This window comes from Microbacterium sp. 20-116 (genome assembly GCF_041079415.1).
GTDB lineage: Bacteria > Actinomycetota > Actinomycetes > Actinomycetales > Microbacteriaceae > Microbacterium.
Map to the genome: position 1 here is coordinate 517,714 of NZ_JBFYGP010000002.1, position 21,375 is coordinate 539,088.

The window sequence follows — 21,375 nt, forward strand, 5'->3', positions numbered from 1 at the left end:
TCCGGATGCCGCGGCGTTCGGCGTTTACGGGGCGGCTCGTGGCTTGCACTCCCTAGGGGCGAGTGCCAGAATGAATTAGCACTCGCTTTCGTCGAGTGCCAAAATCTGCAAGTCACCCGTCCGGGAGGGACGACACACTTATGGCAAAGATCATCGCTTTCGACGAAGAGGCCCGGCGCGGTCTCGAGCGCGGCCTCAACACTCTCGCCGACGCCGTCAAGGTGACCCTGGGCCCCCGCGGTCGCAACGTCGTGCTCGAGAAGAAGTGGGGCGCCCCCACGATCACGAACGACGGTGTCTCGATCGCCAAGGAGATCGAGCTCGACGACCCGTACGAGAAGATCGGCGCCGAGCTGGTCAAGGAGGTCGCCAAGAAGACCGACGACGTCGCGGGTGACGGCACCACCACCGCCACCGTTCTCGCCCAGGCGCTCGTGCGCGAGGGCCTGCGCAACGTCGCCGCCGGCGCCGACCCCATCTCGCTCAAGAAGGGCATCGAGAAGGCCGTCAAGGCCGTCACCGACGAGCTCCTCGCCTCCGCCAAGGAGGTCGAGTCGAAGGAGCAGATCGCCGCGACCGCGTCGATCTCCGCCGCCGACCCCGCGATCGGCGAGCTCATCGCCGAGGCCATCGACAAGGTGGGCAAGGAAGGCGTCGTCACCGTCGAGGAGTCGAACACCTTCGGCACCGAGCTCGAGCTCACCGAGGGCATGCGCTTCGACAAGGGGTACATCAACCCCTACTTCGTCACCGACCCCGAGCGTCAGGAAGCGGTCTTCGAAGACCCCTACATCCTGATCGCGAACCAGAAGATCTCCAACATCAAGGACCTTCTTCCGATCGTCGACAAGGTGATCCAGGAGGGCAAGGAGCTCCTCATCATCGCCGAGGACGTCGAGGGCGAAGCGCTCGCGACCCTGGTGCTGAACAAGATCCGCGGCATCTTCAAGTCGGTCGCCGTCAAGGCTCCCGGCTTCGGTGACCGTCGCAAGGCGCAGCTGCAGGACATCGCGATCCTCACCGGCGGCCAGGTCATCACCGAAGAGGTGGGCCTCAAGCTCGAGAACGCGACCGTCGACCTGCTCGGCCGTGCGCGCAAGGTCATCATCACCAAGGACGAGACCACGATCGTCGAGGGTGCCGGCGAGTCGGAGCTGATCGAGGGTCGCGTGACCCAGATCCGCCGCGAGATCGAGAACACCGACAGCGACTACGACCGCGAGAAGCTCCAGGAGCGCCTCGCGAAGCTCGCCGGTGGCGTCGCCGTCATCAAGGCTGGAGCCGCGACCGAGGTCGAGCTCAAGGAGCGCAAGCACCGCATCGAAGACGCCGTGCGCAACGCCAAGGCCGCCGTGGAAGAGGGTGTCGTCGCCGGTGGTGGCGTCGCGCTCATCCAGGCCGGCAAGAACGCTCTCGCGAACCTCGAGCTCACGGGTGACGAGGCCACGGGCGCGAACATCGTGCGCGTCGCCATCGAGGCCCCGCTCAAGCAGATCGCGCTCAACGCCGGTCTCGAGCCCGGCGTCGTCGCGAACAAGGTCGCCGAGCTCCCCGTGGGCCACGGCCTCAACGCCGCGACCGGCGAGTACGGTGACCTGTTCGCACAGGGCATCATCGACCCCGCCAAGGTGACCCGTTCGGCTCTGCAGAACGCCGCCTCGATCGCCGGCCTCTTCCTCACCACCGAGGTCGTCGTCGCCGACAAGCCCGAGAAGGTCGCCGCTCCCGCGGGCGACCCGACCGGTGGCATGGACTTCTGATCCCCGCCTAGGCAACACACGGAACGCCCCCTCCTCCGGGAGGGGGCGTTCTGCGTGCTGCGGACGTGGCCGCTGTCAGTTCAGCGGGCGGCAGACGTCGGTGACCAGAGCGTCACCCGGTACGCGGTCGGGGGTGGTCAGGTAGACGTTGAAGACGCGCGAGGCGAGAGTGTCGTCGCCGCGCGGGCTCAAGCCGTCTTCCACGAGGCGGGCGTTGATCATGTCGTGCGCCTGTGCGATCTGCTCGTACGGGCCCGTCACACGCGCGACGAGGCAGTCCCGGGGAGGCAGCTCGATCACGGTGAGAGGGGCGTCCACCGTCGTCCCGGGGGCGACGGGCAGGAAGATCGACAGATCGACATCGTGCTCGACGTACTGGTCGTCGTGCTCGATGACGCCGCAGGCTCCGATCGGTGCGATCGACCGCTCGGCGAGGAGAGGCATGAGGCGGCCCCAGAGCTCCCCTTCGTGGGAGTAGGACGGCACGGTGCCGCGCAGGGCTACCGCGGTCAGTGCGGGGACGGTGGTGCGGGTGAGCGTGATGGACATGGGATGGTCTCCGGTTTCGAGAAGGCGGGTGATCAGCGACACCCTCTCCCTCGCTGCGCGAGCTTCCTCATGAAGTTCCGCGCGCTGCATCTGCAGTGCGCGAGTCCACGCCGGAGTGCCACGCGCGTCGAGGAGGGCGCCGATGGCGGAGACGCCGAAGCCCACGTCGCGGAGGTTGCGCACGTCGGCCGCGTCGATCAGCTGGTGCGGGGCGTAGCGCCGGTATCCGGTCCAGGGGTCGATGTCGGCGGGGACCAGCACACCATGACTGTCGTAGTGGCGGAGCATCCGCACCGACAGGCGGGTGAGGGCGCTGAACCGACCGATGCTCATCAGGTTCGGGGTCTCGGCCATGAAGCCATCGTGTCCTCTCACATCGTGTGAGGGTCAAGCGTCGGGGCGTCCGTCACGTCTGCGCGTCGGGCCGGTACCCCTCGGGCAGGCGTTCGAGCGGCTGTGTCTCGATGAGTGCGTGCTCCTGGGCGTCGCGGCGATCAGCGAGGGGGAGGGAGACGCGGAAGGTCGCTCCGCCCCCGGGGGTATCGCGCACATCGACCGTGCCGTGCAGCAGATCGACGATGGATGCCACGATCGACAGGCCGAGACCCGAGCCGCCGGTCTCGCGGGTGCGCGAGGTGTCGGCGCGCCAGAAGCGCTGGAAGATCTGCTCGCGGATCTGCTCCGGCACCCCCTCGCCGTGGTCGATGATCTCGATCCATCCCATGTCGGACTCGCCGTCGACGCCGACGCGCAGCCCGATGGGGGAGTCCTCGGCGGTGAAACGCCGCGCGTTGCCGAGCAGGTTCGCCACGACCTGACGCACCTTGTTCTCGTCGCCCATGACGACGGGGGCGAGGCGCGGCACGGGACGGACCACGCCGATCGGTGTGGCCGGGGTTCCATCCGCAGGAGTGGATGCCGCCAACTCGGTGCCGTCCTTCGATCGGCGCCGAAGCCGCGAGAGGGTGGCGCCCGCTATCGCCATCGCCGAGGTGGTGGGAGCGGTGCGACGGCGACCGTTCCCGTTCGCAGGCTTCCCACCGGCGTCCAGTAGCGGGTCGAGGGTGATGGTGGGAAGGATCAGCTCGTCGCGCGAGGTGGCGTCGTCGACCGTGACCTCACGCTGGGGCGAGGTCACCCGCAGGTCGAGGGCGGCGTCGCGCGCGATCGGGCGCAGGTCGAGGGCGGTGATGGTGACGTCACGGCGTTCGTCGAGGCGGGCGAGCGCGAGGAGGTCCTCGACCAGGGCCCCCATGCGGATCGCCTCCTTCTCGATACGCTCCATCGACTGCGCGACATCCTCGTCGGAGCGGATCGCCCCCATGCGGTACAACTCCGCGTAGCCGCGCATCGTGACGAGGGGTGTGCGAAGTTCGTGGCTGGCGTCGCCGATGAAGCGACGCATCTGCCGCACGGTGGCATCCCGTTGTCCGAGGGCGCCGTCGATGCGGGCGAGCATCGCGTTGATGGCGGTCTTGAGCCGGCCCACCTCGGTGTCGGGGACGATGTCCGTCAGACGCTGGCTGAAGTCACCGGCCGCGATGTCCATGGCCGTCGTCTCGACCTGGCGGAGGTTGCGGAACGCGAGGGTGACGAGCCACCGGGTCAGCAAGGCCGTGGCGATGAGGATCAGCATCGCGACGAAGGCGTAGATGCCGATGTAGGCGGCCACGATCCGGTCGGTCGGGGCGAGCGGCTGGATCACCATCTGCGTGTAGACCCCGGGGTTTCCGGGCACCTGCAGCACCCCCACCCGGGCGACGAAGTGCTGACCGGACTCGGGCGACTCGAGTTCGATGCGGCGGTCGATCTGGCTGTAGGTCTGCTCGACCGTGAAGGTGGGGGGGATGTCGGGCAGAGCGGTCGTCGATGTGCCGTTGTAGAACGCCTCGCGCTGTCCGTCGGGACCGTACACGACGACCATCGACCCGATCTGCGGGGCGTTCTCCACCTGCGAGAAGACGACCCGCCCGTCGACGGGAGCCGTGGTGAAGATGCTGTTCGCGATACTGCCGGCGGCCTGCTGCGCGAGCTGCTCGTCGAGGTTGTTCACCAGGGTGGTGCGCAAGAACACCATGGTCCCGATGCCCGCGGTGAACAGCCCGATGGCGAGCAACGCGACGGTGACGCCGGTGACCTTGGTGCGCAGGCTCAGCCCGCGCCACCAGCGCGTGAGCGAATCGTCGGAGTGCGACAGGAGCGAGCCTTTCGCTCAGGCGGTCTTGCCCGACTTCAGCATGTAGCCGAAGCCGCGCTTGGTCTGGATGAGCGGCTCCGAGGAGTGCGGATCGATCTTGCGGCGCAGGTACGAGATGTAGCTCTCGACGATCCCCGCGTCGCCGTTGAAGTCGTACTCCCACACGTGGTCGAGGATCTGCGCCTTCGAGAGCACCCGGTTGGGGTTCAGCATCAGGTAGCGCAGGAGCTTGAACTCGGTCGGGCTCAGGTCGATCGAGACGTCTCCGACGCTGACGTCGTGGGTGTCCTGATCCATCGTCAGTTCGCCGGTGCGGATGATCGACTCTTCGTCGGCCTGCATCGTGCGGCGCAGGATCGCCTGGATGCGGGCGACGATCTCATCCAAGCTGAACGGCTTGGTGACGTAGTCGTCGCCACCCGCGTTGAGCCCCATGATCTTGTCTTCGGTCTCGTCCTTCGCGGTGAGGAACAGGATCGGCGCGGTGTAGCCGGCGCCGCGCAGCCGCTTGGTGACGCTGAACCCGTTCATGTCGGGGAGCATCACGTCGAGCACGATGAGGTCGGGTTCCTCTTCGAGCACGGCCGAGATCGTCTGCGCGCCGTTGGCCACGGCTCGCACCTGGAAACCGGCGAAGCGCAGGCTCGTGATGAGCAGGTCGCGGATGTTCGGTTCGTCGTCCACGACGAGGATGCGAGGAGCTGTCATGCCCTCATTATCGTGATCTGACCCAGCAATGTGCTGGATATGGAACGGAAAGCCGCGTGCTGGTATGCGTCAGGCGGCCTGGGCGTCGATTCCGTCGGCATCCAGGATCGTGTAGGCGTACCCCTGCTCGGCCAGGAAGCGCTGGCGATTCTGCGCGAAATCCTGGTCGACGGTGTCACGCGCGATGAGCGTGTAGAAGCTCGCGGTGTGGTTCGACTGCTTCGGTCGGAGAAGTCGACCGAGGCGCTGAGCCTCTTCTTGGCGCGATCCGAACGACCCCGACACCTGGATGGCGACCGAGGCTTCGGGCAGGTCGACCGAGAAATTCGCGACCTTCGAGACGACCAATAGCGGAATGCTCCCGTCGCGGAAGCCCTGGAAGAGCTCCTCGCGCTCGGGGATCGGCGTGGCGCCCGTGATCTGCGGGGCGTTCAACGCCTCGGCGAGCTCGTCGATCTGATCGAGATACTGACCGATGATCAGAACCCTCTCACCCGGATGCCGTTCGACCAGACGTCGGGCGACCTCGATCTTCGCGGGGGCGGTGGCGGCGAGACGGTAGCGATCCTCGTCGGCGGCTGCGGCGTACTCGAGCCGCTCATCGGCGGGAAGGTCGATACGCACCTCGTAGCAGGCCGCGGGTGAGATGAAGCCCTGAGCCTCGATCTCCTTCCACGGCGCGTCGAAGCGCTTCGGGCCGATCAGGCTGAAGACGTCTCCCTCGCGGCCGTCCTCGCGCACGAGAGTTGCGGTGAGGCCCAGGCGGCGGCGCGCCTGCAGGTCGGCGGTGAGCTTGAACACCGGTGCGGGAAGCAGGTGGACCTCGTCGTAGAGCACGAGGCCCCAGTCGAGGGCGTCGAGCAGGGCGAGGTGGGCGTACTGGCCTTTCCGCTTCGCGGTGAGGATCTGGTAGGTGGCGATGGTGACCGGCTTGATCTCTTTGACCTGCCCGGAGTACTCGCCGATCTCTTCGGGGGTGAGGCTCGTGCGGCGCAGCAGCTCGTCGCGCCACTGTCGTGCGCTGACGGTGTTCGTGACGAGGATGAGCGTGGTCGTGCGGGTGTCGGCCATAGCGCCCGCACCCACGAGCGTCTTACCCGCTCCACACGGGAGGACGACGACCCCGGAACCGCCCTCGGAGAAGGATTCGACCGCCTGGCGCTGGTAAGGGCGGAGGCTCCAGCCGTCCTCGGCCAGGTCGATCGGGTGCGGGGTCCCGGGCGTGTAGCCGGCGAGGTCTTCGGCGGGCCAGCCGATCTTCAGCAGTTCCTGTTTGATGTGCCCGCGCGCCCACGCGTCGATGAGGAAGCTGTCGGGGCTCGGGCGGCCGATCAGGAGCGGGGCGATGCGCTTGTTGCGTGACACCTCGCTGAGCACCGCGGCGTCGGTCGAGCGCAGCACGAGCTCGCCCTCGTCGTTGCGCTCGATGACGAGGCGCCCGTACCGGTTGACGGACTCGCGGATGTCGGTGCTGACCGAGGCCGGCACCGGGAAGCGGGACCACCGATCGAGGGTGTCGAGCATGGCCTCGGCGTCGTGGCCGGCTGCACGCGCGTTCCACAGCCCCAGGCGGGTGATGCGATACGTGTGGATGTGCTCGGGTGCACGCTCGAGCTCGGCGAAGACGGCGAGCTCATGCCGCGCCGTCTCTGCCTGCGGGTGCGCGACTTCGAGGAGCACGGTGCGGTCGCTCTGCACGATAAGGGGGCCGTCAGCCATAGCGTTCGAGTCTACCGGTGTCGAAGAGGGCAGGGCGTTCGCGGCCGTCACTCGACGGGCGCGACGCCGTCGATGTGCGACAGGGGGAGGGTGCGCTCGACATCGGCTCCGCGGTCGCGACCGCGCAGGCGTCCGCCGCCGAGTCCGGTGGCCTCCAAGCGGAAGACGCGGGCAGAGCCGTCGGGCAGGCGCACCGTCACGTCGATGATCGATCGCGCGCGAACCGCCTGATCGAGTTCGCGCTCGAGCCACGCGGCATCCGAGTCTCCCGCGCCCGTGCGCAGACGCTCGATGAGGTCGGCGTAGGTGTCGGCGGGCGCCGTGGCCGTGGCACCGGGGGATGCCAGTTTGGCGCGCTCAAGAGCGCGCGGGCGCCCCTCGGCGTCAACCGCCACCGCGGGGTAGTGCGCGTCGGTGAGGGCCCAGAAGACGACGTCGGCCGAGACGTGCGAGACCAGTTCTTCGTCGGTTCGGGTGAGAGCGATCGAGCGCAGCGACTGGTCGACTTCCATCGAGCGCAGAAGCGTCTCGTCGTCCGTCATGACTCGAGTGAGGTGCGACTGCGCGTCGGCGGTGACGCGCACGCGGCCGTGTTCGGCGGCGGTGCGCTCGATGACGTACGCGAGCGGCTGGGGGAGGCCCGTGAGCGAGATACCGGTCAGGAAGGCGCGAAGGCTGTCCGCCGTCTCGCCCGCGGTGATCGCGGCGCCGATGCTCGCGGCGCTGAAGCGATAGCTCGAGGCTTGAGCCCGCGACTCGCGCGCGGCCATCGAGCGCAGACGCACGTCGAGGTGCGGAGCGAGAGGACCGGGGGCGATCGCCGTCAGGTCGTTCTGCAGGTACACGCGATCGACCTCGGGCGGCAGCAGCTCGCGCAGGGCCGAGGTGTCGACGTCGCCGCCTTCGGCCAGCGGGAGCGCCCAGGGGGTCGCGTGGCCGTCGGCGTCGAGGAGCCCCCAGCGGACCAGGCGCTTGATCCAGAGGTCTGCGCGGTCGGGGCCTTCGGGGTCGAACGGTGTCGCGGAGCGCCAGTGCTCGCTGGGGATCCACCCGCCGTCGGTGGAGCGGTACGCCGACGGAAGGGCGTCACGCAGGGCCTCTGCGGTGCGCTGCCATCGTTCGAGAGTCGGTAGGCGCAGCCACTCGCGCCCGGCGGGAGAAACGAGCCAGGCACGCTCGTTCGTTCCGAGAAGGCCCACCTCGGCCGCGAGCCCGACGAGCAGGTCCGCTTCGGCTGCGGTGGTCACGGCCCCGGCGTCGACGAGGCGTCGTCTCTCGGTCGCGCCCAGCGACCCCGATCCGATGCGTCCGAGCGGGGCGTCGAGGGTCTGCATGAGGACGTCGGCGAGGGATGCCGCGTTGGTGAACACCGCTTCGGAGGCGGCCCCGGTGCTCTCGGGCGTCGCATGGGTGCGGCGCGGGGGCGCGGCATCCGGGATCCCCGAGGGCAGGATCTCGCGCGCGGCGTCGATCACCGTGGGGAAGGGGAGCCCGTCGTCTCCGATGAGGGCACGGGATCTCAGACGCTCGCCGATCTCACCGGTCGTCGGTCGTCCCTCGGCGGCGTCGAGCAGGGCGACGGCTTCGTCACGACTCAGCGCGGGAAGCCCGCGCGCGACCGAGACTGGGTCGAGCAGCGCTTCAGCCGCGTCGAACATGTCGCGCCACGTGCTCGACGGCGAGATGTGGCGTTCGGCGAAGAGTTGGGCGAGGTCGGTGTCGCTGCGCGCGCTCAACGAGACCGCAAGTGCGCGTTGTGCGGAGGTCTCGGGCACGTCGTCAGGCCTTGTTGGCCTTGGCCCTTCGGATGAAGCTCATGATGAGCACGGCGAGGAGGCACGCGAATGCCACCGGGGGAGCGACGTAGACGAGGAGGCCGATGACGGGCCAGACGCCGGAACCCATGTCGGCTCCGGAACTGGAGCCGATGATGATGGCGAAGAAGCACACGATCGACAGCGCGAGAAGGCCCAGCGACATGAACGCGAGAATGCGGTCGATGCGGCGGACGGGGACGTCGTCGCCCGGTGTGCTGCCACCGGAGGTGCGGGTGCTCATCGGGCTCAGCCTACCGCTTGGCGGCGGTGCCGTAGGCTGGAAGACCGGGATCCGTTCGGGTCCCGTGTTCCCCTGCGCTTTCCGCGCACTCATCCAGCGAGGTGTCCATGCCCACCGGCAAGGTCAGGTTCTACGACGACGAGAAGGGCTTCGGCTTCATCGTCACCGATGACGGCCAGGACGTGTTCCTGCACGCAACCGCCCTGCCCGCCGGAGCCCCCGGACCGAAGGCCGGGACGCGCCTCGAATTCGGGGTCGCCGATGGAAAGCGCGGTCTGCAGGCGCTGTCGGTGCGCGTTCTCGATGCTCCCGTGAGCCTGTCGAAGCGCTCGCGCAAGCCCGCCGACGACATGGCGATCATCGTCGAAGACCTCGTCAAGCTGCTCGACGGTATCGGAGGGGACCTGCGACGCGGTCGCTACCCCAACGCTCCGCACGCGCAGAAGATCGCCGCGGTCCTGCGCAAGGTCGCCGATGACTTCGAAGCCTGAGCAGCCCGTCGATGAGCGCCTGACCGGCGCCCACGACCTCGCGCTCGCCGCCCTGCACGAGATCACCCCGGCCGACACCGTCGGCCCCGCAGCCGGATACACCGCGGAGGAAGGCGGAGCGGTCTCGCTGCGCTTCCACACCCGGCTCGCGGGCTACCCGGGCTGGTTCTGGACGGTCACCGTGGCCGTCGTGGACGGCTCCGAGCCGACCGTGCTCGAGGTGGAACTGCTGCCCGGCGACGGCGCTCTGCTGGCCCCCGACTGGGTGCCGTGGGCGACTCGTCTGGCGGAGTACCAGGCGGCCCAGGTCGCTGCGGTCGTCGAGGACGACGACACCGACGAAGACGAGCCGGACGATGACGAGCCGGACGACGACGATGAGGACGACGAAGACGACGACGAGCCGAAGGCGCGCTTCCACGCGGGAGACCTCGACGGCGTCGACATCGACGAGTTCGACGGCGCGGACGACGATGTCGACTCGGACGAAGATGTCGACTCGGACGACGAAGACTCCGATGACGACGACTACGACGAGGGCGATCGCAGCTACTGACCGCCGCTCATGACGAAGGCCGTCCCGCTGGTGCGGGACGGCCTTCGTTCTTGTCAGCTCAAGCCTGCGGCAGGCGCTCGATCGTGTAGTCGATCGCGCCGATGAGGCGGCGCACATCCTCGGGCTCGATCGAGACGAAGGTCGCGATGCGCAGCTGGTTGCGGCCGAGCTTCCGGTAGGGCTCGGTGTCGACGATGCCGTTCGCGCGCAGGCTCTTGGCGATCGCCGCGGCGTCGATGCTGTCGTCGAAGTCGATCGTGACGACCACGGGGGAGCGGTCGGCGGGATCCGTCACGAAGGGAGTCGCCACCGCGCTCGCATCGGCCCACTCGTAGAGAGCGCCGGACGATTCGGCGGTGCGGGCGCCGGCCCACGAGAGGCCGCCGTTGTCGAGGATCCATCCGAGCTGGTCGTCGAGGAGCAGGAGCGTCGCGAGAGCAGGGGTGTTGAGCGTCTGCTCGAGACGCGAGTTGTCGAGCGCGTTCTTCAGGCTGAGGAACTCGGGGATGTAGCGGCCGGATGCCGCGATCCGCTCGATCCGCTCGATAGCGGCGGGCGAGACAGCGGCGTACCAGAGCCCTCCGTCGGAGCCGAGGTTCTTCTGGGGCGCGAAGTAGTAGACGTCCGCCTGAGCCACATCGAAGTCGATGCCTCCCGCGGCGCTGGTCGCGTCGATGACGGTGAGGGCTCCGGCATCCGCCTCCACGCGCCGGATCGGGGCGGCCACCCCCGTCGAGGTCTCGTTGTGCGGCCAGGCGTAGACGTCGACGCCGGCGACGGCCTCGGCCGCCGAGCGCGTACCGGGCTCGACCTTGCGCACGTCGGGTGCCTGCAGCCACGGGGCGGCGGCCGCCGAGGCGAACTTGCCGCCGAACTCGCCGAAGACGAGGTTCTGGCTGCGGTTCTCGATGAGCCCGAACGCGGCGGCATCCCAGAAGGCCGTCGATCCGCCGTTGCCGAGGATGATCTCGTACCCCTCGGGCAGACGGAACAGCTGCGACAGGCGCTCGCGCGTGCTGGCGACGAGGTTCTTCACCGGTGCCTGGCGGTGCGAGGTTCCGAGGACCGACGCACCGCGGGTGACGAGGGCCTCGAGCTGCGCACCGCGCACCTTCGAGGGGCCGCACCCGAAGCGACCGTCGGCGGGCAGGAGATCGGTGGGCAGTTCCACGTGCGACATGGCACCGATTCTAGGGTCACCCTCGGACGCCGCCCGCGCTCATGTCGGAGGGGGTCGGTAGGCTGGGAGGACTTGCCGCGCGAGATCGAGGACACCCGAATGACCGACCTGATCGACACCACCGAGATGTATCTGCGTACGATCCTCGAACTCGAAGAGGAAAAGATCGTGCCGCTGCGCGCGCGCATCTCCGAGCGCCTGGGGCACTCGGGGCCCACCGTCTCTCAGACGGTCGGTCGCATGGAGCGCGACGGTCTCGTGGTCGTGTCGGAAGACCGCCGCCTCGAGCTGACGGACTCCGGCCGTCAGAAGGCCGTCGACGTCATGCGCAAGCACCGACTCGCCGAGCGTCTGCTCAGCGACGTCATCGGTCTCGACTGGGCGTACGTGCACGATGAGGCCTGCCGTTGGGAGCACGTGATGAGCGAGCAGGTGGAGCGTCGGCTCGTCGAGCTCCTCGGCCACCCCACCGAGTCGCCGTACGGCAACCCGATCCCGGGTCTCGACCAGCTGGGCGACGCAGCGAGCGCCACCTTCGACGACGGAGTGATCGGTCTGGTTCGCAAGCTGACGGATGCGGGCGCCCCCATCACGGGCACGGTTCGCCGGCTCGCCGAGCCCGCTCAGGTCGATCCCGAGCTGCTGCAGCAGCTCAAGGCCGCCGGCGTCCTGCCGGGCGCCCGCGGTGACTACCGCTTCAACGAGGGATACGTCCTCATCCAGATGGACGGCGTCGACGAGGGGCTCGAACTGCCCGTCGAGGTGGCCTCGCACATCTTCCTGGTCGCCGAGGACTGAGCTCGGCCGCTTTCCGCAAGGTCGGGCCGAGCATCGCCTGGGAGCGGTTACCGGAGCGTGACTTGTTCGTTATCTTCGGGTAGCCTCAGAAAGTCCACAGGTGAGAAGCCCGCCGTCGGACCCCTCGCGGTTTGCCTCATCGGCTCGTCGTCCGCGCAGGGCCCAGCCCGCACATCGTGCCCCCTATTCGAGTGCTGACGAGCCAGCGTCCCCGAAGACGCAGAGGCGCCGGAGGAACTTTGGCTGAACACAACGAGCCCGCAGCGGACCTACCCGAAGGCACCGCGACGGAACCCACCCGCAAGAGCACTCGTGCCGCGGTGACCCGACCGACGAGCCGCGCTCTGCAGACCGCGCCCCTCACGACTGCTCCGGTTGTTCGCCCCACCCCCGCTCGAGGCGCATCGACGCCTCGCCGTGTCGGCAAACCGCTGCGCAGCGCGGTGATCCTCTCGATGGTCGCCGGCCTCGTCGCGACCGTCGCGATCCCTGCCTACGCCGCGACCATGCCGGCCGCCGAGACCATGACGTTGCAAGAGATGTCGGCTGCCGACAACCAGTCGCTGGTCGTGGCGTCCGACGCCGCCGCTGAGACCCTCGACCGCAGCAGCTACTCGGCCACCACGGCTGACGAGATCCAGAAGAAGAAGGATCAAGAGGCAGCTGCCGCCGCCGCCGCCGAGCGCGCCCGTCAGCTCGCCGCCAACGCCTCGAAGGCGTCGACCTCGGTGAGCTCCATCGACCTCAACATGACCGCACCCGGATCGGGCGAGGTGCGCTGGCCCCTCACGAGCTACACCCTCGGTCGTGGTCTGTGGGATTCCGGCTATCACCAGGGTGTCGACCTGCTCGCTCCCGGCGGTCAGCCCATCTTCGCCGCCGCCGGTGGAGTCGTCAGCGTCTCGCAGGAGAGCTACGGCGGATACGGTGTCGCGATCGTGATCGAGCACGTGATCAACGGCCAGAAGGTATCGACCACGTACGGCCACATGACCTACGGCAGCCGTCAGGTGCAGGCCGGCCAGACCGTCGCCCCCGGCCAGCTCATCGGTCTGGTCGGATCGACGGGCAGCTCGACCGCCAATCACCTCCACTTCGAGGTGCACATCAACGGCTCGGTCGTCGATCCTTACGCCTGGCTGCAGCAGAACGCCGGCTGATTCTTCTGACGGGGCGGCGTGGCGGAGGACATCGTTCTCCGACACGCCGCTTTCCGTTTGCCCCCTCGGCCGACCCCGGGCGTGTCGTGGTGGGTTAGCCTGTCACCGACGTCGGAAGAACCGAAGGGACCAGCCGATGAACACCAGCCCGCGCATCCGCACCATGGATGCGCTCGGGCTGCTCGTTCTTCGGCATCGTGTGATCGGATGCCGCGGCCCCGCCGCGACTTCTCAGGCGCTGTCTGTCTAGGCAGCGCCTTTTTCATACCCTTTCGCGCCTGCCGTCGTCGCGAGTCGAACATCCGAGAAGCCGTCTCGGCCATTCGAGAGGACGAGAAATGCGCACACTGGTGCTGAACGCGGGCTACGAGCCCCTCGCGGTCGTGTCTTTCAAGCGAGCCCTCGTGCTCGTCATGAACGACAAGGCCACCGTCATCGAGAGCGTGGACGAGGACCCGGTCTGGGCCGCCCACGGAACCTACGACCGTCCGGCGGTGATCATCCTGACGCGCTACGTGCGCGTGCCGGGCGCCCGCCAGGTACCGGTCACCCGCCGCGGTGTTCTGCGCCGTGACGCGCACCGCTGCGGATACTGCGGCAAAGCGGCGTCGACGATCGATCACGTGCTTCCCCGCTCGCGCGGCGGTAAGGACACGTGGGAGAACCTCGTAGCGTGCTGCCTGCTCTGCAATAACGTGAAGGGCGATCGCACACCTCAGGAGATGCGCTGGGAGCTCCGGCTGGTGCCGGCGCCCCCTCGAGGCTCGTCGTGGACCGTGCGCGGCGTGGACAAGAGCGACCCGCGTTGGGAACCATATCTGGCGCTGGCGGCCTGAAAACGACAAACTCGGGACCTCCTCCCGCGGGCGTCGATAGGCTGAAACGGTCGGCGCGATCGGTTCCGCGGTGGCGTGGGGACGGCCTCGACTCGAGCCGTTCACACGATGCCCATGCGCCGATCCGTCGCGGTCTCGTCGTCCCCGACGGGATCCACGCGACGCGAAGGGCAGTCCTCGATGGCCACCGATTCTCACCGCACCGTCTCCGCTGTCGAGCGCATCGGCTTGATGGATTCGCCCCCCGAAGAGCGCTTCGATCGCATCACCCGGCTCGCGCGAGAGATGTTCGACGTGGACTACGCGCTCGTCAACATCGTCGGCGAAGACGAGGTGTACACGAAGTCGCAGCCGCCCGAGACCCACTTCGGTCGCACTCCCCGCGAGGCGGTGTTCTGCGGTGAGACGGTCAAGCAGGACGGCATCCTCGAAGTCGACGACGCGACCCTCGACGAGCGTTTCCGTGACATCGCCTCGGTGACCGAGTACGGGATGCGGTTCTACGCGGGCTTCCCGTTGCGCACCGACGACGGTGAGCCGGTCGGTACCCTCTGCCTCATCGACCCCGATCCGCATGCCCTCGACGAGGATCAGCGTCGGTCGTTGGAGCATCTCGGTCGATGGGCGCAAGCCGAGATCCGACAGAGCGATCCGGGTCCGGTCGAGGGTGCCGTGGCGACCGGCCGAACGCCGCGAGCGGACGACTTCACCGCGGACGGTGTGCGATTGGCATCCCTCGCCATTCCGCACGGGGTCGTCAGCGGCGATCGGAGCGGGTGGCAGGAAGTGGGCGGACGCGTGGTCGTGACGCTCGCCGACGTCATGGGCAAAGGCGAGGCGGCGGGTGCGGTGGCGGAAGCGCTGTTGCACGCACTGCAGGCGCGTCGAGACATGTCTCCGGTGGCGGCGATGCTCTCGGTCGAGGACGAGGCCCGCTCGAGCGGCCTCTACCTCGACACCTTCGCGACGGTGTTCCACGCGGTCATCGACGCCGCCACCGGCACGGTCGACTACATCGACGCCGGTCATGGTCTGACCCTGGTGCTCCGCGCCGACGGGTCGTCGGAGCGTCTGACGTCGCGGAACCTCCCCCTGGGGCTGCGCCCCGCTGACGTCGAGTGGGAGGCCGGGCGCGCGAGCGTCAGCCGAGGAGACCTGCTCGTGAGCGTGTCGGACGGCGCCCTGGACGCGTACGACTCGACCCTCGAGAGCCTGCGTCTCATCGGCGACGACCTGCGCGCGGCCGCCGACCCGCACGGATTCTTCGACGGCTTGACTCTGCGGGTGTCGACGCACCAGGTCGACGACGACGTCACCGCGGTCGTGCTGTCGGTGAGCTGACGGCCTCCGCGCAATCCGTCACCCCGGCGAACCGATCACGGTCGTCGGGGTGACGGCATCCTGGGTCTGCTCCAACGTCAGCGGGATGACGGAGAAGAGGAATCGCTTTCGGACCATGAAGAGGATGAGTCCGATCACGACGCTGTGGATGAGCGTTCCCTGCCATATGCTGCCGCGGTCGAGGCCGGGGATGTTCGCGACGGCGAGCACGAAGAACACGTGCACGATGAACACGTAGAGGCTCGCCTGGCCGAGGGGGATCCACAGCCAGCCCATGCTCTTGTACAGCGGCTTCCACGCCACCGTGAGCACCGCGTACGAGCACACGATCACGAGGGGCAGATCGAGCAGGCGTCCCCATTCGAGGAAGATGCGCTGGTACCCCGAATCGTAGAGCGAACCGTAGAGGTCGGCGGGGAACGGGACGGGCGTGAAGCCGTAGGTCTGACCGGCCCAGAGGTACACGAGGAAACCCGCGTAGCCGACGACGAACACACCGACGCCGATCTTGCCCGGGATCGAGGTGAGGGCGCGGATGATCTGTCGCCGGTAGTAACCGATCACCAGACCGTGCGTGAACAGCACCTGCCAGAGGGCCAGGGGGAAGACCGCATCGAACTGCGAGGGGAGGCTCAGCGCACCGGGCGCCACATAGTGCACCGCGTAGACGCCCCAGCTCAGGGCGAGGACGAGCCACCACATCTTGCGTCGGATCAACCACATGAGGGCGGGATAGGCCAGGCTCAGCACCACGAACAGGCCCATGATGTTGAACGGCCACGGGCCCATCTCGAGCAGGAGGAACTGCCGAACCGCGTACCAGGGCGGTGGGTAGTCGAGCAGGCGTTCCGCGTTGGGGTAGAGGTCGTAGACGCGGCCGCTGTCTCCGGTGCCCCCTTCGCCCGTACCCCGGTCGGTGAAGGTGGTGATTGCGGTGGTGTCGACGAAGGGGACGAAACCGACGGCGAAGATCAGCAGGATCACGGCCAGGGCGACGAGATACTGCTTGCGTGCGCGAGCCCATGCGGCGAGGGCGGCGGCCCACTCACCCCCGCGCGCGATGGCGGCCGGGAAGACCATCCCCAGGACGATGCCGCTGAGCAGGACGAAGAGCTCGGCGCCGGTGATCGCGCCGATCGCCTTGAGCGATGCATAGGCGAAGGGGCTGGTGACCTCGATGTGCGTGACCACCACGACCACGATGATGAAGCCGCGCACCATGTCGATGCGCAGATCCCGGCTCGCGGAGGAGTCGTCGTACCGCCACTTCGGCACGGCACGCCCGACGATGCCGGATGCCAGGAAGGCCACGGCCAGCACCGCGGCGCTGCCGGCGATCCAGTTCATCTCGTCGGTGGGCTCGGCGCCGCCCTGGCGGACCTGGACAGTCGCGGCGGAGGCCTGTTCGGGGGTGACGACGGTCGTCACCGGACCCCAGCGGATGAGCCCTGCGGCATCGAGGTCCGCCCGAAGCGATCCGGCGAGCTCACCGTTCGCCGTCGCCCGCCAATCGACGACCTGACCACCCGCCTCCGCCTCCTCGCGGACGACCTCGAGCCAGGTGACCCCCGTGAGGAGAGGGTGGTCGGGGAGTTCGGCCAGGATCTGCCGCCACCACCCCTGCTTGACCGCGAGCTCGGTGTCACCCTCGCGGCCGAAGTCGTAGAGCGCACCGGTGTCGAGGAGCATGGGCTTGTCCTCGGCGACGGCGAAGCGGTCGTAGAACGATGTGCGCTGGCCGGTGGCGTAGCCCCAGCTCTCGTCGAAGCGCGCGGCGACCTCGCCCTCGTCGGGGGCGCTGTTCGTTTCGAGCGGGACGTCACGTCCGGCGGCGGCCGCCGACTCGCCCTTGCCGAAGTAATACATCGTCAGTCCTACGCGATCGACCGCGTCGGGGTCGGGGAAGTACGGGCCGTACGGGTCGTCGGCTTCGGAGAAGAGCCCGTCTCCGTCGGTGTCGAGGGTGAGGCGGTCGCTCTTCGTCAGGGTGTCGAGTCGCCCGTCCGCGCGTTCGAAGGGGTAGCCGGCGGCGTACGAGGGGCTCCACACGGTCTCGGCCCGCGACGATCCCGCGTGCACCACCTCGGCCACTCGTTCGAAGGCGCGGACGTAGGCGGTCGGCTGCTGTCCCCATGACACCCACGACCCGTTCATCTCGGGGGCGAAGCGCACGAACTGCACCGCATCGTACTGCGAACGGTAGTTCTCCAGACGGGAGTTGAGGTCGGCCGCGTCGGCGTCGGTGAGCCGGTCGAGGGGTACCGAGGGCTCAAGGGTCAGGACGAGGGCGGCACCCTGACCGGCGACCTGTGTCGCCGCGCGCTCCCACTCAGAGATCGCCCGACCGTCGAGGGGATACGACAGGCGAACGGTATACATCGCGGGCTGTTCGCCGAGGCGACCGCGGTACCCGTCCGGGCCGTCGTCACCCCAGTTGAGCTCGGCCCCGAACCATACGCCGTCGTCGGTGGGGACTGCGGCGGCGGCCGGAGCCGCCACGGTCAGAAGGAGCGCGGCGGTGAGCCCCAGAGCCGCCGCGACCCGCTGTCCGATCCGTCTCACGTTCTTCTCGACTCCAGGGTCCACACGTTCCGGTCGCCATCACGGTCGAGAGCCACGTCGTCGACGCTCGCACGGGCGAGAGCGAGGCCCCGGCCGCTGACCTCCTCCTCGCCGGCCATACGCACGGCGTCCAGATCGAGGAGGGGAGGATCGCCGTCGTCGCGGAACGTGGCCCGGATCACCCTGGAATCCGCGAACAGTTCCAGGGTGAACCGGCGCTCATCGGCATCCCCCCGCGAATGTTCGACGACGTTGCCGGCGATCTCGATGACGGCGGTCTCGAAACCGAGACGAGTCGCGGCGGGGACCTCGCCTACCTCGGACCACCACGCGGCGAGCAGCTCGAACACCGCCTCTAGGCTCGCCGGCGCGACCGCGGCGTCGAGCGAGCGGTGGGCGGTCGAATCAGCCACGGAGGGCCTCGTCGACGCTGGGGCGCGGACGCAGCACGCGATCGAGATTGGTCAGACCCAGAACCATCGTGACCTGCTCGGACGGCGCGGCCAGACGCAGGTCGCCGCCCGACTGTCGCGCGACCTTCAGGCACGATACGAGGGCGCCGAGCCCCGACGAATCGACGAACTCGGTCTGCGAGAGGTCGACCACGACGATCCCACCCGCCCCGCGGTCGATCTCGGCGGTCACGGTCTCACGGAACGTCTTCGCCGAGACCATGGTGAGTCGGCCTCGGGGGATGACGACGGTACCCCCGTCTCGGGTGTCGATGTCGACCTGGAGCATGTCAATAACCCTTCGGTTGGTGATCGGAGGCGGAGTACAGCACCGCGCGCACGATGATGCTGAAGACAGCGAGGTCGTAGAGGACCCACGCGATGTTGATCAGGGGAGCGATGCCCTCGGCCTGACCGGCGGCATAGCGGATCGCCACGACACCGAGGGAGGCGATCATGGCGCCCATCACCCACAGCTGCGGCTTCACCAGATCCCACCGCGGGCGGTTCTCGAGCGAGCGCGTCTTCGGGGTCACCGAGAAGCCGAGCGAGCGACCGCGGTAGACGTTGTCGAACGCGCTGGTCACCGCACGGATCCAGACCGGGAAGAGCGCCAATGAGTACTGCGCGCCGCGCCAGGTGGGGCGTCCGTTCGCGACGACGAGGAAGAGCACCTGGTTGATGACGAAGAACGGGATGAAGCGGGCGAAGAAGTCCACGCTCCACGCCTGGACGGGCATGACCCCGAAAGACAGGTACAGCACGGGGGCGGCGACGTAGACGATCGCCGCGAACCCGGACAGGTAGCTCCACATGGTGCCGAAGTACATCAAGCGCTGACCCCAGCTGAGGCCCTTCTGCACCAGCGGATTCTCGCGGAACATGACCTGCATGGTGCCCTGGGCCCAACGCAGGCGCTGGGTGAGCATGGTGGGCAGGTCCTCGGGGGCGAGTCCCTTCGCGAGGACCTCGTCGTGGTAGACCGACGTCCACCCGAGGCCGTGCAGGCGCATCGAGGTGGCCATGTCCTCGGTGACCGAGATGGTGGCCAGGGGCATGATCGCCTGGGCCTCCTCTTCGCGTCCGACGTCGAAGGACTCCACGAGCATGCTCACCGACTCCACCGCGGCCAGCGGCGACAGGCTGCGCTCGCCGAGGGCGTCGAGGGCGAGGTCGTCGACGGCGGCCAGAGCGGCGGGGTCGCCGGTGACCTCGGCCAGCTCGGCGAGTTCGGCGCGCACGCTCGCGATGTCCTGGTCGGCGAGCTCTCGGCGCACCTCGACGATGCGGCGCTGGAACGCGAACGTCAGATCCGCCAGAGCGTCCCCGCGGGCGATCCCCGACTTCAGATCGTCGAGGGCTCGCCCGACCGCGTCGAGGGATGCCGTGATGCGGGGATCGGAGACGTGCTCGCGGCGAGCACGGGCGAGAACCCGACGGGAGGAGCGGATGCCACGGTTCACCGCGAGGGTGACCTCGCCGACGTAGCGCGAGACGCCCAGTTGCATCATGGCCTCGCGGCGGAGGATCGCGTTCGACCCGCAGAAGAAGGCGGCGTTCCAGCCGTCCTTGGATTGCTGGATGGGGCCGTAGAACAACGGGGCCTGGCTCCCCAGCGGGTCGCTCACGGGCACGTTCACGAACCACTGGGGCGTCTGGACCAGCGCGACGGTGTCGTCTTCGAACCACCCGAGGGTGCGGTCGAGGATATCGGGGGACGGCACCTGATCGGCATCCAGGATCAGAAGGAACTCGCCCTCGGTCACCATGAGGGCGTTGTTGAGGTTGCCGGCCTTCGCGTGGCGCGGGCGGTCCCGCCACGCCTCTGAGCGGGTGACCACCCCGATGCCCTCGGCCTCGGCGAGAGCGCGCAGCTCGGGGCGATCGCCGTCGTCGAGGATCCACGTCTCGTGCGGGTAGCGGATCGCTTTCGCCGCGCGGGCGGTGTGCATCACGAGGTCGAGGGGCTCGTTGTAGGTGGTCACGAGCACGTCGACCGTGACGTCGTGCCGGAGCGGGGGAGCGTCGTGGCGCTCGCGGAGTCGCCACGCCCCCAGGCCGAACAGCAGGGAGTCGATGAGGCTGTAGGTCTCGGCGAGGACGAGGGGGACGGCGATCCACCAGGACTCCCAGTTCACCGAGGCGAGCCAGCGCCACGTGATGTAGTTGAGTCCCGTGGCGGCCGACAGGATCACGATGATTCGCACGAGAGCGAGACGTCGCGCCTTCGACAGCTCTCGACGCCGAACCTCTCGTCGCAGGTCGTCGCGATGAATGGTGGTTTCGACGATCACGTTTGTGAACCTTTCCGTCTACTTTTCATCCTGTTTGAGAAGAAGTTCACCCGCACAGTCCTTGACGCGCGAGCGACCGAAACGACAAGGTTCGTCTCCTCGGTCCGAGAAGCACCGCTCGGGTGGTGAGATGGATGCATGGCCCGCGCTCTCCTCGTCATCGACATGCAGCAGGGGTTCGACGACCTCGCCTTCTGGGGGCCGACCGCGAACCCCGACTGCGAACGCAACGTCGCCTCGCTGATCGACGCCTGGCGCCGGGCGGAGGAGCCGATCGTCGTCGTGCGGCACGATTCGGCCTCTCCCGGTTCCCCCCTTCACCCCGATGCCGAGGGCAACGCCCTCGTGGAGGTGGTCGCCGACGCCCCGGCGGACCTCGTCGTGTCGAAGAGCGTCAACTCGGCGTTCTACGGAGACCCCGACCTGCACGCTTGGCTGGGCGAGCGCGGCATCCGGGAACTGGTGATCTGCGGCATCCAGACGAACATGTGCGTCGAGACGACCGCGCGCATGGCGGGAAACCTCGGCTACGACGTGACCGTGGTGCTGGATGCCACGCGCACCTTCGACCTGAGCGGAGAGATCGCGGGGCTCGGGACCGTCACCCGCACGGCCGCCGAACTCATGGCGAACACGGCCGTCGTGCTGCAGCAGGGAGGGTTCGCGCGGATCACCGCGACGACCGATCTGGTCTGAAACGGCGTGTGCACGGAG

Annotated in this window: 19 protein-coding genes; 8 read left to right on the forward strand and 11 right to left on the reverse strand. The window is 68.4% G+C overall.

What is annotated here, in order from left to right; translation table 11 throughout:
• Nucleotides 1-140: 140 nt before the first annotated feature.
• Nucleotides 141-1,760, forward strand: a complete 1,620-nt coding sequence (gene groL, locus AB6V29_RS06520; protein WP_210073777.1) for a chaperonin GroEL — start codon at nucleotides 141-143, stop codon at nucleotides 1,758-1,760.
• A 75-nt stretch (nucleotides 1,761-1,835) separates the two neighbouring features.
• On the opposite strand, the gene AB6V29_RS06525 is transcribed toward groL, so the two are convergent.
• The 6 genes from AB6V29_RS06525 to AB6V29_RS06550 form a co-directional block, all read right to left on the reverse strand.
• Nucleotides 1,836-2,663, reverse strand: a complete 828-nt coding sequence (locus AB6V29_RS06525) for a MerR family transcriptional regulator (protein WP_369357639.1) — start codon at nucleotides 2,661-2,663, stop codon at nucleotides 1,836-1,838.
• Nucleotides 2,664-2,715: 52 nt separating this feature from the next.
• Nucleotides 2,716-4,425, reverse strand: coding sequence for an ATP-binding protein (locus tag AB6V29_RS06530; RefSeq protein ID WP_369357641.1), 1,710 nt, complete (start codon nucleotides 4,423-4,425; stop codon nucleotides 2,716-2,718).
• 96 nt (nucleotides 4,426-4,521) lie between these two features.
• Entirely contained in the window at nucleotides 4,522-5,214 is a 693-nt protein-coding gene (locus tag AB6V29_RS06535; protein WP_055838218.1) for a response regulator transcription factor, read from the reverse strand.
• Nucleotides 5,215-5,283: 69 nt separating this feature from the next.
• Nucleotides 5,284-6,933, reverse strand: a complete 1,650-nt coding sequence (locus AB6V29_RS06540) for a DNA repair helicase XPB (RefSeq protein ID WP_307312730.1) — start codon at nucleotides 6,931-6,933, stop codon at nucleotides 5,284-5,286.
• Between the two features lie 47 nt (nucleotides 6,934-6,980).
• A complete protein-coding gene (locus tag AB6V29_RS06545; protein ID WP_369357642.1) occupies nucleotides 6,981-8,708 on the reverse strand; it encodes a helicase-associated domain-containing protein in 1,728 nt (575 codons plus the stop codon).
• 4 nt (nucleotides 8,709-8,712) lie between these two features.
• Nucleotides 8,713-8,991, reverse strand: a complete 279-nt coding sequence (locus AB6V29_RS06550; RefSeq protein WP_210073785.1) for a multidrug ABC transporter ATPase — start codon at nucleotides 8,989-8,991, stop codon at nucleotides 8,713-8,715.
• A 107-nt stretch (nucleotides 8,992-9,098) separates the two neighbouring features.
• On the opposite strand from AB6V29_RS06550, the gene AB6V29_RS06555 reads away from it, so the two are divergent.
• Together AB6V29_RS06555 and AB6V29_RS06560 are read left to right on the forward strand one after the other, a co-directional pair.
• Nucleotides 9,099-9,482, forward strand: a complete 384-nt coding sequence (locus AB6V29_RS06555) for a cold-shock protein (protein WP_210073787.1) — start codon at nucleotides 9,099-9,101, stop codon at nucleotides 9,480-9,482.
• Entirely contained in the window at nucleotides 9,466-10,038 is a 573-nt protein-coding gene (locus AB6V29_RS06560; RefSeq protein ID WP_267787613.1) for a DUF3027 domain-containing protein, read from the forward strand. Before AB6V29_RS06555 ends, AB6V29_RS06560 begins: the two co-directional genes overlap by 17 nt.
• 58 nt (nucleotides 10,039-10,096) lie before the next feature.
• On the opposite strand, the gene serC is transcribed toward AB6V29_RS06560, so the two are convergent.
• Nucleotides 10,097-11,218 (reverse strand): phosphoserine transaminase, encoded by a 1,122-nt coding sequence (gene serC / locus AB6V29_RS06565; protein ID WP_369357644.1) that lies wholly within the window; start codon nucleotides 11,216-11,218, stop codon nucleotides 10,097-10,099.
• A gap of 99 nt (nucleotides 11,219-11,317) precedes the next feature.
• On the opposite strand from serC, the gene AB6V29_RS06570 reads away from it, so the two are divergent.
• The 4 genes from AB6V29_RS06570 to AB6V29_RS06585 all read left to right on the forward strand — a co-directional run bounded on the left by AB6V29_RS06570 (nucleotide 11,318) and on the right by AB6V29_RS06585 (nucleotide 15,353).
• The gene (locus AB6V29_RS06570; protein ID WP_210073793.1) at nucleotides 11,318-12,016 is read left to right on the forward strand and encodes a metal-dependent transcriptional regulator; all 699 of its coding nucleotides are present in this window, start codon (nucleotides 11,318-11,320) and stop codon (nucleotides 12,014-12,016) included.
• Nucleotides 12,017-12,336: 320 nt separating this feature from the next.
• A complete protein-coding gene (locus AB6V29_RS06575; RefSeq protein WP_369357646.1) occupies nucleotides 12,337-13,176 on the forward strand; it encodes a M23 family metallopeptidase in 840 nt (279 codons plus the stop codon).
• Nucleotides 13,177-13,514: 338 nt separating this feature from the next.
• Nucleotides 13,515-14,012: an HNH endonuclease gene (locus AB6V29_RS06580; protein WP_115919011.1), complete on the forward strand. Its 498-nt coding sequence runs from the start codon at nucleotides 13,515-13,517 to the stop codon at nucleotides 14,010-14,012.
• Between the two features lie 180 nt (nucleotides 14,013-14,192).
• Complete coding sequence (locus AB6V29_RS06585; RefSeq protein WP_369357648.1) at nucleotides 14,193-15,353, forward strand: SpoIIE family protein phosphatase; 1,161 nt, start codon at nucleotides 14,193-14,195, stop codon at nucleotides 15,351-15,353.
• 18 nt (nucleotides 15,354-15,371) lie between these two features.
• Here AB6V29_RS06585 and opgC read toward each other — a convergent pair whose 3' ends face one another.
• Genes opgC through AB6V29_RS06605 form a run of 4 tightly spaced genes read right to left on the reverse strand, consistent with a single transcriptional unit; the run spans nucleotide 15,372 to nucleotide 20,574 of the window.
• On the reverse strand, nucleotides 15,372-17,915 hold the full coding sequence (opgC, locus tag AB6V29_RS06590; protein ID WP_369357651.1) for an OpgC domain-containing protein: 2,544 nt from the start codon (nucleotides 17,913-17,915) through the stop codon (nucleotides 15,372-15,374).
• On the reverse strand, nucleotides 17,912-18,328 hold the full coding sequence (locus tag AB6V29_RS06595; RefSeq protein WP_210111979.1) for an ATP-binding protein: 417 nt from the start codon (nucleotides 18,326-18,328) through the stop codon (nucleotides 17,912-17,914). Before AB6V29_RS06595 ends, opgC begins: the two co-directional genes overlap by 4 nt.
• Nucleotides 18,321-18,656 carry an STAS domain-containing protein gene (locus AB6V29_RS06600; RefSeq protein ID WP_210073799.1) on the reverse strand — a complete coding sequence of 112 codons (336 nt, stop codon included), beginning with the start codon at nucleotides 18,654-18,656 and terminating at the stop codon, nucleotides 18,321-18,323. Before AB6V29_RS06600 ends, AB6V29_RS06595 begins: the two co-directional genes overlap by 8 nt.
• A 1-nt stretch (nucleotide 18,657) precedes the next feature.
• Entirely contained in the window at nucleotides 18,658-20,574 is a 1,917-nt protein-coding gene (locus AB6V29_RS06605) for a glycosyltransferase family 2 protein (RefSeq protein ID WP_307317812.1), read from the reverse strand.
• Nucleotides 20,575-20,799: 225 nt separating this feature from the next.
• On the opposite strand from AB6V29_RS06605, the gene AB6V29_RS06610 reads away from it, so the two are divergent.
• Nucleotides 20,800-21,357 carry a cysteine hydrolase family protein gene (locus AB6V29_RS06610; RefSeq protein ID WP_210073800.1) on the forward strand — a complete coding sequence of 186 codons (558 nt, stop codon included), beginning with the start codon at nucleotides 20,800-20,802 and terminating at the stop codon, nucleotides 21,355-21,357.
• The last annotated feature ends 18 nt before the right edge of the window (nucleotides 21,358-21,375 follow it).